14 protein-coding genes and 1 pseudogene are annotated in these 12,872 nt (G+C 69.6%); 1 reads left to right on the top strand and 14 read right to left on the bottom strand.

All coding sequences use genetic code 11. From position 1 onward, the window contains the following. From AWB94_RS09035 to AWB94_RS09015, 5 genes and pseudogenes are all read right to left on the bottom strand, one after another. A pseudogene (locus tag AWB94_RS09035) lies at positions 1 to 221 on the bottom strand (HNH endonuclease); the annotation flags it as partial. A 207-nt stretch (positions 222 to 428) separates the two neighbouring features. Beyond that, a complete protein-coding gene (locus tag AWB94_RS09030) occupies positions 429 to 956 on the bottom strand; it encodes a hypothetical protein (protein WP_062659250.1) in 528 nt (175 codons plus the stop codon). After that, entirely contained in the window at positions 956 to 1,432 is a 477-nt protein-coding gene (nusB, locus tag AWB94_RS09025) for a transcription antitermination factor NusB (protein ID WP_062659251.1), read from the bottom strand. The genes AWB94_RS09030 and nusB overlap by 1 nt, the downstream gene beginning before the upstream one ends. A 2-nt stretch (positions 1,433 to 1,434) precedes the next feature. After that, positions 1,435 to 1,998: an elongation factor P gene (gene efp, locus AWB94_RS09020; protein WP_062659252.1), complete on the bottom strand. Its 564-nt coding sequence runs from the start codon at positions 1,996 to 1,998 to the stop codon at positions 1,435 to 1,437. Positions 1,999 to 2,017: 19 nt separating this feature from the next. Beyond that, entirely contained in the window at positions 2,018 to 3,112 is a 1,095-nt protein-coding gene (locus AWB94_RS09015) for an aminopeptidase P family protein (protein WP_062659253.1), read from the bottom strand. A 33-nt stretch (positions 3,113 to 3,145) separates the two neighbouring features. Between AWB94_RS09015 and AWB94_RS09010 the strand changes: the two genes are divergently transcribed. Next, positions 3,146 to 3,649, top strand: a complete 504-nt coding sequence (locus AWB94_RS09010; RefSeq protein ID WP_062659254.1) for a B-4DMT family transporter — start codon at positions 3,146 to 3,148, stop codon at positions 3,647 to 3,649. A gap of 3 nt (positions 3,650 to 3,652) precedes the next feature. Here the strand turns inward: AWB94_RS09010 and aroB are convergent, their stop codons facing one another. From aroB to alaS, 9 genes are read right to left on the bottom strand one after another with little or no spacing between them, the layout of a single operon-like run. After that, positions 3,653 to 4,744 (bottom strand): 3-dehydroquinate synthase, encoded by a 1,092-nt coding sequence (gene aroB, locus AWB94_RS09005; protein ID WP_062659255.1) that lies wholly within the window; start codon positions 4,742 to 4,744, stop codon positions 3,653 to 3,655. Continuing rightward, positions 4,737 to 5,372, bottom strand: coding sequence for a shikimate kinase (locus AWB94_RS09000; protein ID WP_062659256.1), 636 nt, complete (start codon positions 5,370 to 5,372; stop codon positions 4,737 to 4,739). The genes aroB and AWB94_RS09000 overlap by 8 nt, the downstream gene beginning before the upstream one ends. A 3-nt stretch (positions 5,373 to 5,375) precedes the next feature. Further along, positions 5,376 to 6,581, bottom strand: coding sequence for a chorismate synthase (aroC, locus tag AWB94_RS08995; RefSeq protein WP_062659359.1), 1,206 nt, complete (start codon positions 6,579 to 6,581; stop codon positions 5,376 to 5,378). 5 nt (positions 6,582 to 6,586) lie between these two features. Continuing rightward, a complete protein-coding gene (locus AWB94_RS08990; RefSeq protein ID WP_062659257.1) occupies positions 6,587 to 7,120 on the bottom strand; it encodes a GNAT family N-acetyltransferase in 534 nt (177 codons plus the stop codon). Between the two features lie 16 nt (positions 7,121 to 7,136). After that, positions 7,137 to 7,568, bottom strand: a complete 432-nt coding sequence (locus AWB94_RS08985; RefSeq protein ID WP_062659258.1) for a prepilin peptidase — start codon at positions 7,566 to 7,568, stop codon at positions 7,137 to 7,139. Positions 7,569 to 7,577: 9 nt separating this feature from the next. Beyond that, positions 7,578 to 8,381, bottom strand: a complete 804-nt coding sequence (locus AWB94_RS08980; protein WP_409365993.1) for a shikimate dehydrogenase — start codon at positions 8,379 to 8,381, stop codon at positions 7,578 to 7,580. After that, on the bottom strand, positions 8,371 to 9,612 hold the full coding sequence (gene mltG, locus AWB94_RS35735; RefSeq protein ID WP_062659259.1) for an endolytic transglycosylase MltG: 1,242 nt from the start codon (positions 9,610 to 9,612) through the stop codon (positions 8,371 to 8,373). Before mltG ends, AWB94_RS08980 begins: the two co-directional genes overlap by 11 nt. Continuing rightward, the gene (ruvX, locus tag AWB94_RS08970) at positions 9,605 to 10,096 is read right to left on the bottom strand and encodes a Holliday junction resolvase RuvX (RefSeq protein ID WP_062659260.1); all 492 of its coding nucleotides are present in this window, start codon (positions 10,094 to 10,096) and stop codon (positions 9,605 to 9,607) included. Before ruvX ends, mltG begins: the two co-directional genes overlap by 8 nt. A gap of 4 nt (positions 10,097 to 10,100) precedes the next feature. Further along, the gene (gene alaS / locus AWB94_RS08965; RefSeq protein WP_062659261.1) at positions 10,101 to 12,821 is read right to left on the bottom strand and encodes an alanine--tRNA ligase; all 2,721 of its coding nucleotides are present in this window, start codon (positions 12,819 to 12,821) and stop codon (positions 10,101 to 10,103) included. Positions 12,822 to 12,872: the final 51 nt, after the last annotated feature.

Here is a 12,872-nt window from a genome sequence, read left to right as displayed (position 1 = left end):
GCCTTCTTGGTCAAACCACACGCCGCCGAGATGTCGGCCGCGGCGTATTCCCAGCCGTCGATCGCGGCGTGGGCGGTACCGTCATCCTCGTCATCGCAATGCCGGGCGACGATCGCGGCGATCACCGCCAGCCGGTCGGCGGCGGCGATCGCCTCATCGCGGGTCTTGTCCCGCAACGCATCGATCAGCTCCGCATCACCGAGGGAAGCCGGATCGAACATACGTTCACCCTACGCCGCGGCCCCGACAGCTCCGCCCGGTTTTCCTCAGCACCAAGAGAATTGGCGCTTTGTCGCTGAAAAGTCGCTCAGAGCCGGGCAATGACACGCACCCTTCCGAATGCGGCGACGCGCTCACCACCGCATCGAATCAGTTCAGGTGCGCGGCAACCGCTTCCGGCGACCGCAGCATTTCGGCGAGTCGAGAGTTCACATCGACCGTGACAGCACCCGGCCGAACTGCAGCAGACGTTCCATCTGCGCCAGCCCGCCGTTGCCCACCGACTTGGTGTAGCGGAATGACTCGCAATACAGGTCGCTGTCGGTGGCCGAGGTCTTCCTGGACCGGGTCACCAGCTGGGTGTACATCCGCAGTCGGACCTCCGAAAGCCGCCGGGTCCCGTCGTCGAGCACCTCGAACTGGGTGGACAGGATGTGGTCGGTGATGGTCGACAGCAGGATGGTGCGCACCGAGGACGCCAGCTGACGGCGGTCGTCGGCGAACTCGTCGTCGGCGCGCCACATGATCAGCCGCCGCCCGTCGGTGGCGACGACCTCCTGCCACAGTGCCGAACCCCAGGACTCTTCCGTTTCACCGCGCGACATGATGAACGACGCGATACCGGGAAATTCGACGACCGACCTCAGCTGTTCCAACGCGAGCTCGGGATCGCGCAGGTACACACCGGCGGCGTCCTTGACGTTCATGTAGGGCGCCCAGTCCTGAGGTGCGTTCATCAGGTCCCTTCCGAACCTCGCAGCGCCGCGGCGGCGGCCCGGATCTGGGGGGTCACCAGCATCACCTGGCCGAGCACACCGTTGACGAATGCCGGCGACTCGTCGGTGGACAATTCCTTGGCCAGCTCGACGGCCTCGTCGACGGCGACGGGCTCGGGCACGTCGTCGGCGTGCAACAGCTCCCACACCGCCACCCGCAGGATCGCCCGGTCCACGGCGGGCAACCGGTCCAGCGTCCAGCCCTGCAGGTGCGCGGCGATGAGCTCGTCGATATGCGCGGCATGATCGGTGACCCCACGCGCCACCGTCACCGTGTACGGGTTCAGCGCGGTGATATCGGCCTGGGTGTGAGACAGCTTGTTGCGGCCCTCGGCCACCTCGGCCGCCGTGATGTTGCGCGCTTCTGCCTCGAACAGCAGGTCGACGGCGCGCTTACGGGCTTGGTGCCTGCCCTTGTCGCCTTTGCGGTCAGTCATCCCTAGCTGTTCACCCGGCCGAGGTACGACCCGTCGCGCGAGTCGACCTTCAGCTTGTCGCCGGTGTTGATGAACAGCGGCACCTGCAGCTCGGCGCCGGTCTCCACGGTGGCCGGCTTGGTTCCGGCGCTGGAGCGGTCACCCTGCAGGCCCGGCTCGGTGTGGGTGACCACGAGTTCGACGGTGACCGGCAGCTCCAGGTACAGCGGGACGCCCTCGTGGAACGCGATCTGCACCGGCATGCCCTCCAGCAGGAAGTCGGCCAGCCGGCCGACCAGCGACTCGGGCAGGGGGTGCTGCTCGTAATCCTCGGAATCCATGAACACGAAGTCCGAGCCGTCGCGGTACAGGTAGGTGGCATCACGGCGGTCGACGGTGGCGGTTTCCACCTTCACGCCGGCGTTGAAAGTCTTGTCGACCACCTTGCCGGACAGCACGTTCTTGAGCTTGGTACGCACGAAGGCCGGACCCTTACCGGGCTTGACGTGCTGGAACTCGGTGATCTGCCACAGCTGGCCCTCGATCTGCAGGACGAGCCCATTCTTGAAGTCGGCGGTTGATGCCACGGTCTGTACAGCTCCTAGATCAGTTGATGACGAACAGTTCCTTGGGGAACCGGGTGAGCAACTCGGGTGTGGGTGCGTCCGCACTGCCCACGACCAGGGTGTCCTCGATTCGGACACCGCCCCGGCCGGGCAGGTAGACACCGGGCTCCACGGTCACCGCAGCGCCAGCAAGCAGTGTACCGACGGACGACGCGCTGATTCCCGGCGCTTCGTGGATCTGCAATCCGACCCCGTGTCCCAGCCCGTGCCCGAAGTTCTCGGCGTAGCCGGCACCGGCGATGACCTGCCGTGATGCCGCGTCGACGGACTTGAGTCCGGCGCCGGGGGCCAGCGCCTCCCGGCCGGCCCGCTGCGCGGTGGCCACCAGGTCGTAGATCTCGCGCTGCCAGCTCGCCAGCGGCGCCAGCACGAAGGTGCGCGTCATATCCGAGTGGTAGCCCGCCACCAACGCGCCGAAGTCGATCTTCACGAAATCCCCCGGCGCCAGGACCGCGTCGGTCGGGCGGTGGTGCGGGATCGCCGAATTGGCGCCGGCGGCGACGATGGTCTCGAAGGACACCCCGTCGGCGCCGTGGTCGAGCATCAGTGACTCCAGCTCGCGGCCGACCTCTTTCTCGGTACGTCCGGCCCGCAGCCCGCCACCCTCGACCAGGTCGTGCAGCGCCGCGTCGGCGGCCTCGCACGCCAACCGCAGCATGGCGATCTCGCCGGCATCCTTGACTTCGCGCAACCCCTCGACCACGCCGGGTGCCCGAACCAGGTCGACCCCCTCGGCCGCCCGCTGCAACCTGGTGTGGCCGTCGACGGTCACCACATGGCTCTCGAAGCCGAGCCGGCGGACACCCGCACCGGCGGCACGGGCGGCCAGATGCGGGCCGCAGGCGCGCTCGATGACGAGTTCCGCGTCGGGGGCCTGGGCGGCGGCCTGGGTGACGTAGCGGCCGTCGGTGGCCAGGACCGGCGTGTCGTCGTTCGCCAGAACCAGCAGCGCGGCGTTCGATCCGGTGAAACCGGACAGATAGCGCACGTTGACCAGGTCCGTTACCAGCATCGCGTCCAGATCGGCGGCGGCCAGCGCCGCTCTGAGCTTTACTCGGCGCGCAGATATCGTCACGACCGCTGACGGTACTCGCTACGCTGAGCCCTCATGAGCAAGTGGTTGCTGCGCGGACTCGTGTTCGCGGCGGTGGTGGTGGTCCTGCGATTGATCCAGGGTGCACTGGTCGACGCCTTCCCGACGAAGGCCGGCTGGATCAGCCCGGCGCTGGGCCTCTTCCTGGCCGTACCCGTGCTCGTGTGGGGCTACCTGGACGGCCGGGCCGACGCCACCGCCCAGTCCGACCCGGACCGGCGCGCCGACCTGGCGATGGTCTGGCTGCTGGCCGGCCTGGTCGCCGGGCTGTTCGGCGACCTGGTCACCTGGTTCATCGGGCTGGTCTACCCGGCGGTGTACACCGGCAACCTGATCAGTGAGCTGACCTCGTTCGCGGCGTTCACCGCGCTGCTGGTCTTCCTGGCCGGTGTCGTCGCGGTGACCATCGGCCGCTGGACGGTCGATCGCAAGGCACCGCCGTACGAGCGCCGGCGCGAGGGTGACGAACGCGCCGACACCGACGTGTTCGCGGCCGTGCAGCCCGAGCGCGCCGAGTAGCGGTTACGGGTTTCCCACCACCGAATAGGCGGCCGCCAGCAGGCTCGGATCCGGCGCTTCCAGCCGACCCGGCTTGGCCAGACCGTCGAGCACGACGAACCGCAGGATGCCCGACCGGTTCTTCTTGTCCCCGGCCATGTACTCCAACAGCTGCGGCAGGGCGTCGGGGTCGTAGCTGACCGGCAGCCCCAGCGCCGTCAGCACCCGGCGGTGCCGGTCGGCGGTGTCGTCGTCGAGGCGACCGGCCAGGCGCCCCAACTCGGCAGCGAAGATCAGCCCCACCGATACCGCGGCACCGTGCCGCCACTTGTACCGCTCACGGCGTTCGATGGCATGCGCCAGCGTGTGCCCGTAGTTGAGGATCTCGCGCAGCGCCGACTCTTTCTCGTCGGCGGCCACCACCTCAGCCTTGACCGCGATCGCCCGCCGGATCAGTTCCGGCAGCACCGTTGCGGCCGGGTCGATCGCGGCCTCCGGGTCGGCCTCGATGAGGTCGAGGATGACGGGGTCGGCGATGAAACCGGCCTTCACGATCTCGGCCATGCCGGCCACGATCTCGTTGCGCGGCAACGTCTGCAGGGTGGCCAGGTCCACCAGCACGGCCAGTGGCTGATGGAACGCACCGACCAGGTTCTTGCCGGCATCGGTGTTGATGCCGGTCTTGCCGCCGACGGCCGCATCGACCATGCCGAGCAGGGTGGTGGGCACGTGCACGATGTCCACGCCGCGCAACCAGGTGGCCGCGGCGAACCCGGCGACGTCGGTGGCGGCGCCCCCGCCCAGGCTCACCAGGGCGTCCTTGCGCCCCACCCCGATCCGGCCGAGCACCTCCCAGAGGAAGCCGACGACGGGCAGTTCCTTACCAGCCTCGGCGTCCGGGATCTCCACGCGGTGCGCATCGATTCCGTTGTCCTGCAGGTGTTTCCGGATCGCCTCGGCGGTCTGGGTGAGGGTTGGCTGGTGCAGCACCGCGACCTTGTGCCTGCCCTCCAGGACGCGGCCGAGGTCCTCGAGCAACCCGGTGCCGATGATGACCGGGTACGGCCGTGCCACCAGCACCTCTACGGTGACGGGGTCGGTTGCCGGTTCACTCATTGCGCGCCTCTGCTCGTCGGGCCAACGCCGCCGGGGTGGGCGGTGCGTCGGTGGTGGGGGCCGGGTTCAAGATGGTGGGCCGCCGCCACGGCGGGCGGCGCCGGCGCCGGGACCGGTGCCCCTGCCCGCAGCCTTCCAGCCGGGTGACGATGTGCCGGACGACGGCGCCCGGGTTACGCCGGTTGGTGTTGACCCGCATGGTGGCCACCTCGCGGTACAGCGGCACCCGCTGGGCCATCAGGGTGCGGTACCGCTCCGCCGGGTCGTCACCGGCCAGCAGCGGGCGCGCACTGCCGGTGGTACGCCGAACCCCCTCTGCGGCACTGATTTCCAAATAGATGACGGTGTGTCCGGCGAGCGCCTCGCGCACCGCCGGCGTGGTGATGGCACCGCCGCCGAGCGAGACCACACCCTCGTGTTCGGCCAGCGCGGCGCGCACCACATCGGCTTCGATCTGGCGGAACTCCTGTTCCCCCTCGGTGAAGATGTCGGCGATGCTGCGGCCGGTGGCCTCCACGATCTTGGCGTCGGTGTCCAGCAACGGCACCTGCAGCGCCTTGGCCAGGCGCCGCCCGATCGTGGATTTACCGGATCCCGGCATCCCCACCAGTACAGCCTTAGGCGCCATGGGTTATCCCGAGGCCTGCTGGGCCGGTTCACGCTCCCGCACCGCGGCCAGGTAGCCCTCGACGTTGGCCTTGGTCTCGGCCAGCGAGTCGCCGCCGAACTTCTCCAGCGCGGCCCGCGCCAGCACCAGCGCCACCATGGTCTCCACCACCACGCCGGCGGCGGGCACGGCGCACACATCGGATCGCTGGTGGATGGCGACGGCTTCGTCACCGGTGGCCATGTCGACGGTCGCCAGCGCCCGCGGAACCGTGGAGATCGGCTTCATCGCCGCCCGCACCCGCAACGCCTGACCGTTGGTCATCCCGCCCTCGAGGCCGCCGGCACGGTTGGTGGAACGCAGCACGCCGTCGGGTCCGGGGTACATCTCGTCGTGGGCGACGCTCCCGCGCCGGCGCGCGGTCTCGAAACCGTCACCGATCTCGACACCCTTGATCGCCTGGATGCCCATCACCGCAGCGGCCAGTTGGCTGTCGAGCCGGTTCTCGCCGCTGGTGAACGAGCCCAGCCCGATCGGCAGGCCGGTCACCACCACCTCGACCACACCGCCGAGGGTGTCGCCGTCCTTCTTGGCCGCCTCGATCTCGGTGATCATGGCCTGCTCGGCCTGCTCGTCGAAGGCGCGCACCGGGCTGGCGTCGATGCGCTCCAAGTCCTGCGGCAGCGGGGCGGGACCGTCGTAGGGCTTGGAGGCGCCGATGGAGATGACGTGCGAGATGACCTCGACGCCGAGGGCCTGGCGCAGGAAGGCGCGGGCGACGGTGCCCGCGGCGACGCGCGCGGCGGTCTCGCGGGCGCTGGCCCGCTCCAGCACCGGGCGGGCGTCGTCGAAACCGTACTTGAGCATGCCGGCGTAATCGGCATGGCCGGGCCGCGGGCGGGTCAGTGGCGCGTTGCGGGCGGCGTCGCTGTCCAGCTGTTCGGCGGGCACCGGATCGGCGGCCATCACCGTCTCCCACTTGGGCCACTCGGTGTTGCCGATCTCGATGGCGATGGGTCCGCCCAGGGTGACGCCGTGGCGCACCCCGGCCAGCACGGTGACCTGGTCCTTCTCGAATTTCATCCGGGCGCCGCGGCCGTAGCCGAGACGGCGCCGCTGCAGCTGGGCGGCGATGTCGTCGGAGGTGACGGACAGCCCCGCCACCATGCCTTCGACCATGGCCACCAGGGCGCGGCCATGGGATTCACCAGCGGTAGTCCAACGCAACACGGTTGTCATTCTCCCATGCGGACATCCGGCCGACCCAATCCGTCAACCGGTGCACTCCACTGCAGCAGCACCGTGTCGATCCAGCGCTGGTGTTTGTACCCGACCCGCTCCAGTCGTCCCGCGGTCCGGAACCCGAACCGCTGGTGCAGGCGCACCGAGGCCGGGTCGCCGGAATCGGCTATCACGGCGATGATCTCGCGCACCCCGGCGGCCTGGGCGGCGTCCAGCAACGCCCCCAACAGTCGCGCCCCGCATCCCTTTCCGACCGCCCACGGCGCGATGTAGATCGAGTCCTCGACGGTGGCCCGGTAGGCCGGACGCGTCTTCCACGGCGCGCAATACGCGTAGCCGGCCACCGCACCGTCGTGCTCGGTCACCACGAACGGCAGGCCGGCCCCGGTGATCGCCGCGAACCGCCGCTGCCATTCGGCGGCGTCCGGCGCTTCGAGTTCGAACGTGGCGACGCTGGTGGCCACATAGTGCGCGTAGATCTCGGCGATGGCGGGCAGATCGTCGGTGGTCGCATTGCGAACGGACATGGGGCCCACCGTAGGGCTACGCCAGGACCAGTATCACGGCCGCGGCCGTGGCCGCACACATCGACGGCCCGTGCGGCACCGGGCTGCGCCGGCCCATCGCCAGTGCCGTCACGGCCCACACCCCGGTCAACAGCGGTGCGCCGATCGCGGCCAGCGTCCACACGTCGGCACCGAAGGCCCCCGCCAGGGCACCCAACCCGATCGCCAGTTTCACATCGCCGGCCCCCAGGCCGGCCGGCGCGACCAGGTGCACCAGCAGGTACACCGCGGTCAGGGCGGCGGCCCCGGCCAGGGCGGGCCAGCCACGCCCGGCGAGCACCGCCACGCCCAGCACCAGGGCGGCCCCGGGCAGCGTCAGCACATTGGGCAGCCGACGGTGCCGAACATCGAAGGCACTCAAGGTGATCAGCCAGCCCACCACCAGGTATCCGGCGAACAGCAGCGCCACTCCTCGAGGCTAAAGCCCGCCGAGCGCCCGCCTCATCACGTCTTTGGGCGCGGGCAGCCCGGTGAACTGCTCCACCTGGGTGAAGGCCTGGTTCAGCAGCATCTGCAGACCGCTGATCACCGCGCCGCCGGACGCGGTCACCGCGGCGGCCAGCGGCGTGGGCCACGGGTCGTAGATGGCGTCCAGCAGCACGGGCACCCCGGCGACGGTCGACGCGTACTCGGCAGCGACACCGGCGGGCAGGGTGCTGACCACCACCTCCGCGTCGACGACGGTGCCGAGGTGCACCCAGTGCACCGTGACGCCCAGCGGATCGGCCAGGGCGACCAACGGCGCCGCCTTGTCCGGATTGCGGGCGACGACGGCGATGTCGCGGACGCCGAGTGTCGCCAGGGCGACGACCGCGGCGGGGGCGGTGCCCCCCGATCCGAGAACGGCGGCCCGCCGCGGGCGGTCGACGTGGGCTGCAAGTGCCCCGACCACGCCGTCGATATCGGTGTTGTCGGCGCGCCAGCCGCCGTCCGTGCGCACCAGGGTGTTCGCCGAGCCGACCAGCGCGGCCCGGTCGGTCCGGTCGGTGGCCACCGCCAGCGCGGCGAACTTGCCCGGCATGGTCACCGACAGACCCACCCACTCCGGGCCGAGCCCACCGACCAGCCCGGGCAGTTGTTCGGCCGTGCACTCGATGCGCTCGTAGGTCCAGTCGGTCAGGCCGAGCGCACGGTAGGCCGCCAGGTGCAGATCGGGCGAGCGGGAATGCGAGATCGGTGAGCCGAGGACGGCAGCTTTCCGGCCGGCCGGCCTACCTTGCACTATCCAGGACCCCGTTGTGCTTGGCCAGCTCGATGTTCGCCAGATGCTGCTCGTAGTCGCGGGTGAACAGCGTGGTGCCCTGCAGGTCGATGGTGACGAAATACAGCCAGTCCCCCGGCGCCGGGTTCTCGGCCGCGGCCAGCGCCGGCTGACCCGGCGAACAGATCGGGGTGGCCGGAAGCCCTTCGGAGGCATAGGTGTTCCACGGGGTCACCCGGGCCCGGTCGGCGTCGGTGGTCGCCACCTCCTGACGGTCCAGCGAGTAGTTCACCGTCGAGTCGAATTCGAGTTTGCGGTGCTCGGCCAGCCGGTTGTAGATCACCCGGGCCACCTTGGCGAAATCCTGCGGTTTGGCCTCGCGCTGTACCAGCGAGGCCACCACCAGAATCTGGTACGGCGTCAGGTGTGTGGAGGCGGCCGCGTCCAGCAGGCCGTTGGCCTCGTACTGCGCCCCGCTGGCCTTGATCAGGCTGCTCAGTATCTCCTGTGGAGTGCCCGACGGGTTGACATTCCAGCTGCCCGGGGCGATCAGTCCCTCCAGCCGGCGGTGGTCGGCGCCCATCGCGGTGACCGGCGCGGTGGCCCAGCTCGGCACCGCCAGCGCGGTCAGGTCGGCGGCGCCCGCCACCGTCTTGAGGGCCTCGGCGGGCACGCAGCGGTGCTCGCCGTTGATGTCCACGCAGGAGGCCTTCGAGATGAGCGTGAAGATGCCGTCGGTCACCGCGTTGGTCTTCACATCGGAGACGTCGTCGAGCTGGCGTCCCTCGGGGATGACCAGCTGGCCCACCCGGTTCTTCGGATCGGCCAGTCGTGTCACGGCGCCCGACGCGGGAATCTCGGTGCGCAACATGTAGAAGCCGGGCTGGATCGCCGCGATGGCAGTGTTGCCCGAGGCCGCCTCGACGAACGCCTTGGCCGAGGACACCACGTTCTGCTGCTGCAGCGTCTGGGCGATCGCGGTGGTGGAATCCCCGCTGTGCACCTCGATGACCACGTCGGCGGTGCCGTCACCCGCGAAGTCGCTGCCACCGAACATCCCGTGCCACAACTTGGAGCCGAGAAACACGACGCCCAGCACGAGCGCGAGCAGCACGGCCACCGCCAGTCCGCTGAGGAACCGCCTGCGTCGCTGCATGCGCCGTGCCCGGGCCCGCGCGGCCCGGCTCATCCGGCGCCGCGGCGGTCCGACCGCGACCGGCTCATTGCGCTCGCGCCTCCACTGCTCAGTCATCGTCAACCCCTAGCGCGGACCGGCGCTGATCCAGCCAGGTCTGCAGAATCCCTACTGCCGCAACCTGGTCGACCATGGTCCGCTGGTTCTTGGCTCGGACACCTGCATCCCGCAGTGCGCGTTGCGCGCTCACGGTGGTCAGCCGCTCATCGACGAGGCGCACCGGAATCGGTGCGATCCGCGCGGCCAGAGCATCGGCCAGCTCGACGGCGTCGTGCGCCGACGTACCGGCCCGGTCGGCGAGGGTGCGGGGCAGCCCGACCACGACCTCGACGACCTCGTGTTCGCCGGCCAGGGTGGCCAGCCTGCGCAGATGACGTGCGGAGCGTTCCCGGCGGACGGTCTCCAGCGGCGTGGCCAGGATGCCGTCCGGATCGCAGACGGCGACCCCGATCCGGACCGTGCCGACGTCGATACCGAGCCTGCGGCCGCGGCCGGGATCGTCGGACCCCGGCCTGTCCGGCAGACGCTCGGTGTCGCCCACGCCCTCAGCTCCGGGCGATCTCAGCGCGTAGCGCGGCCAACGCCGCGTCGATACCCGCCGCCCCCTTGCCGGAACCCTGTGCCAGATCGGCCTTGCCGCCCCCACGGCCGTTGACCGCCGCACCCAATGTCTTCACCAGGTCGTTGGCGCTGAACCCGAGATCCTGCGCGGCGGCGTTGACCGCCACGACGAAGGGCACCGCGTCGTCCTCGCCGGCACTCTTCCCGTCGCTTCGCTCGCCCGGGGCACCGATCAACGCGACGACCGCCGGCTCGGCACCCAGCTTGCCCTTGATATCGCCGACCAGGCTGCGCAGGTCACCGGCGGAGATGCCGCCGGCCATCAGCTGCGCGACCAGCCGCACCTTGCCGACGGTCTCGGCCCCGGCGGCGGCATTGGCCGCCGCGGCCCGCGCGTTGGCCAGCCGGACCCGGTCGAGTTCCTTCTCGGCGGCCCGCAGGCGCTCCACCAGATTGGCGACCCGCGCAGGCACCTCATCCGAGGGCACCTTGAGCGACGAGGCCAGGCCGGCCATCAGCGCGCGTTCCTTGGACAGGTGCCGGAACGACTCGAGCCCGACGTAGGCCTCGACGCGGCGCACGCCGGAGCCGACGGACGATTCGCCCAGCAGCGTGACCGGGCCGATCTGCGCGGAGCTGCGCACGTGCGTGCCGCCGCACAGTTCCAGCGAGAACGGCCCGCCGATCTCCACCACCCGGACCTCGTCGGGGTAGTTCTCGCCGAACAGCGCCATGGCGCCCATCGACTTGGCCTTCTCCAGCTGCGTGTTGAACGTGTTGACCGCGTAGTCGGCCTGCACGGCCTCGTTGGTCACGACCTCGATCTCGGTGCGTTGCTCGTCGGTCAGCGCGCCCTGCCAGTTGAAGTCGAAGCGCAGGTAGCCCGGCCGGTTGAGCGAGCCGGCCTGAACGGCGTTGGGCCCCAGCACCTGTCGCAGCGCGGCATGCACCATGTGGGTGCCCGAGTGTCCCTGGGTGGCACCGTGGCGCCACCGCGGGTCGACCTCGGCGGTGACGGTATCGCCTTCGACGAACTCGCCGGATTCCACCGTGACGCGATGCGCCCACAGCGTTTTGGCGATCTTCTGTACGTCGGTGACGGCGGCCTTGGCGGTGACCGAGGCGCCGGTGCCGGTGATGGCACCCTCGTCGGCGATCTGCCCGCCGGATTCGGCGTAGAACGGGGTGCGGTCCAGGATCAGCTCGACCCGCTGCCCCTTGGCACTCTCGTGGTCCACCACCGGGACCCGCTTGCCCTCGACGAAGACACCGAGAATCTTGGCCTGCGAGGACAATTCGTCGAAACCGGTGAACTCGGTGGGGCCGGCGTCCACCAGGTCGCGGTAGGCGGACAGGTCGGCATGGGCCTGTTTGCGCGCCGCGGCGTCGGCCTTGGCGCGTTGGCGCTGCTCGGCCATCAGGCCGCGGAAACCCTCTTGGTCGACGGTCAGCCCGGCTTCGGCAGCCATCTCCAGCGTCAGGTCGATCGGGAAGCCGTAGGTGTCGTGCAGGGTGAAGGCGTCATTGCCCGACAGCACCGACGCCCCCGAGCGCTTGGTCGCCTCCGCGGCGTCCTCGAACAGCTTCGACCCGGCCGTCAGGGTTCGGTTGAAGGCGGTCTCCTCGGCCACCGCGATGCGGTTGATGCGGTCGAAATCGGTGACCAGTTCGGGGTAGGACGGCCCCATCTCGTCCCGCACGGTGGCCATCAGGTCGGCCATGATGGGCCGCTCGACACCCAGCAGCTTGGCCGCCCGGATGATCCGGCGCAGCAGCCGGCGCAGCACGTAGCCACGGCCCTCGTTGCCGGGGCTGACCCCGTCGCCGATGATGATGGCCGCGGTGCGACTGTGGTCGGCGATGATCCGGTAGCGCACATCGTCATCGTGGTTGCCCTGGGCATACCCGCGCGGGGCGATCCCGGCGACCAGGTCGATGACCGGCCGCACCAGATCGGTCTCGTAGACGTTGTCCACGCCTTGGAGCAGGCAGGCGATGCGCTCGACACCCATGCCGGTGTCGATGTTCTTGCGCGGCAGCGGCCCGAGGATCTCGAAGTCCTCCTTCGAGGTGCCCTCACCGCGCTCGTTCTGCATGAACACGAGATTCCAGATCTCGATGTAGCGGTCCTCGTTGGCTTCCGGTCCGCCGTCGATGCCGTATTCGGGGCCACGGTCGTAGTAGATCTCCGAGCACGGCCCGCACGGCCCGGGGATGCCCATCGACCAGTAGTTGTCGGCCATGCCGCGGCGCTGAATACGTTCGGCCGGCAGCCCGGCAACCTCCTGCCACAGCCCGATCGCCTCGTCGTCATCGAGATAGACTGTCGCCCATAGTCTTTCGGGGTCGAATCCGTAACCGCCCTCGGACACCGGGTTGGTCAGCAGCGTCCACGCCAGCTCGATGGCACCCTTCTTGAAATAGGCGCCGAAGCTGAAGTTGCCGGCCATCTGGAAGAAGGTGTTGTGCCGGGTGGTGATCCCGACCTCTTCGATATCGGGGGTGCGGATGCATTTCTGCACGCTGGTGGCGGTCTCGTACGGCGGGGTGCGGGCGCCCAGGAAGTACGGTACGAACTGGACCATGCCGGCGTTGACGAACAGCAGGTTCGGATCGTCGAGGATCACCGAAGCGCTGGGCACCTCGGTGTGTCCCGCCTTCACGAAATGATCGAGGAAACGCTTCCTGATCTCGTGTGTCTGCACGTGCTGCTGTCCTTAATCCCTCGGCCGGTTGCCAACCGCACCACAGTACCG

This window comes from Mycolicibacterium canariasense, from assembly GCF_002101555.1.
GTDB classification, from domain to species: Bacteria; Actinomycetota; Actinomycetes; order Mycobacteriales; family Mycobacteriaceae; genus Mycobacterium; species Mycobacterium canariasense.
This window is presented reverse-complemented; position numbering and strand designations above follow the sequence as displayed.

Bases quoted from the DNA above. Each gene is read 5' to 3' on its own strand.
- AWB94_RS09030 (WP_062659250.1), bottom strand. From the start codon at position 956: ATGAACGCACCTCAGGACTGGGCGCCCTACATGAACGTCAAGGACGCC.
- nusB (WP_062659251.1), bottom strand. From the start codon at position 1,432: ATGACTGACCGCAAAGGCGACAAGGGCAGGCACCAAGCCCGTAAGCGC.
- AWB94_RS09010 (WP_062659254.1), top strand. From the start codon at position 3,146: ATGAGCAAGTGGTTGCTGCGCGGACTCGTGTTCGCGGCGGTGGTGGTG.
- aroB (WP_062659255.1), bottom strand. From the start codon at position 4,744: ATGAGTGAACCGGCAACCGACCCCGTCACCGTAGAGGTGCTGGTGGCA.
- AWB94_RS09000 (WP_062659256.1), bottom strand. From the start codon at position 5,372: ATGGCGCCTAAGGCTGTACTGGTGGGGATGCCGGGATCCGGTAAATCC.
- AWB94_RS08990 (WP_062659257.1), bottom strand. From the start codon at position 7,120: ATGTCCGTTCGCAATGCGACCACCGACGATCTGCCCGCCATCGCCGAG.
- mltG (WP_062659259.1), bottom strand. From the start codon at position 9,612: ATGACTGAGCAGTGGAGGCGCGAGCGCAATGAGCCGGTCGCGGTCGGA.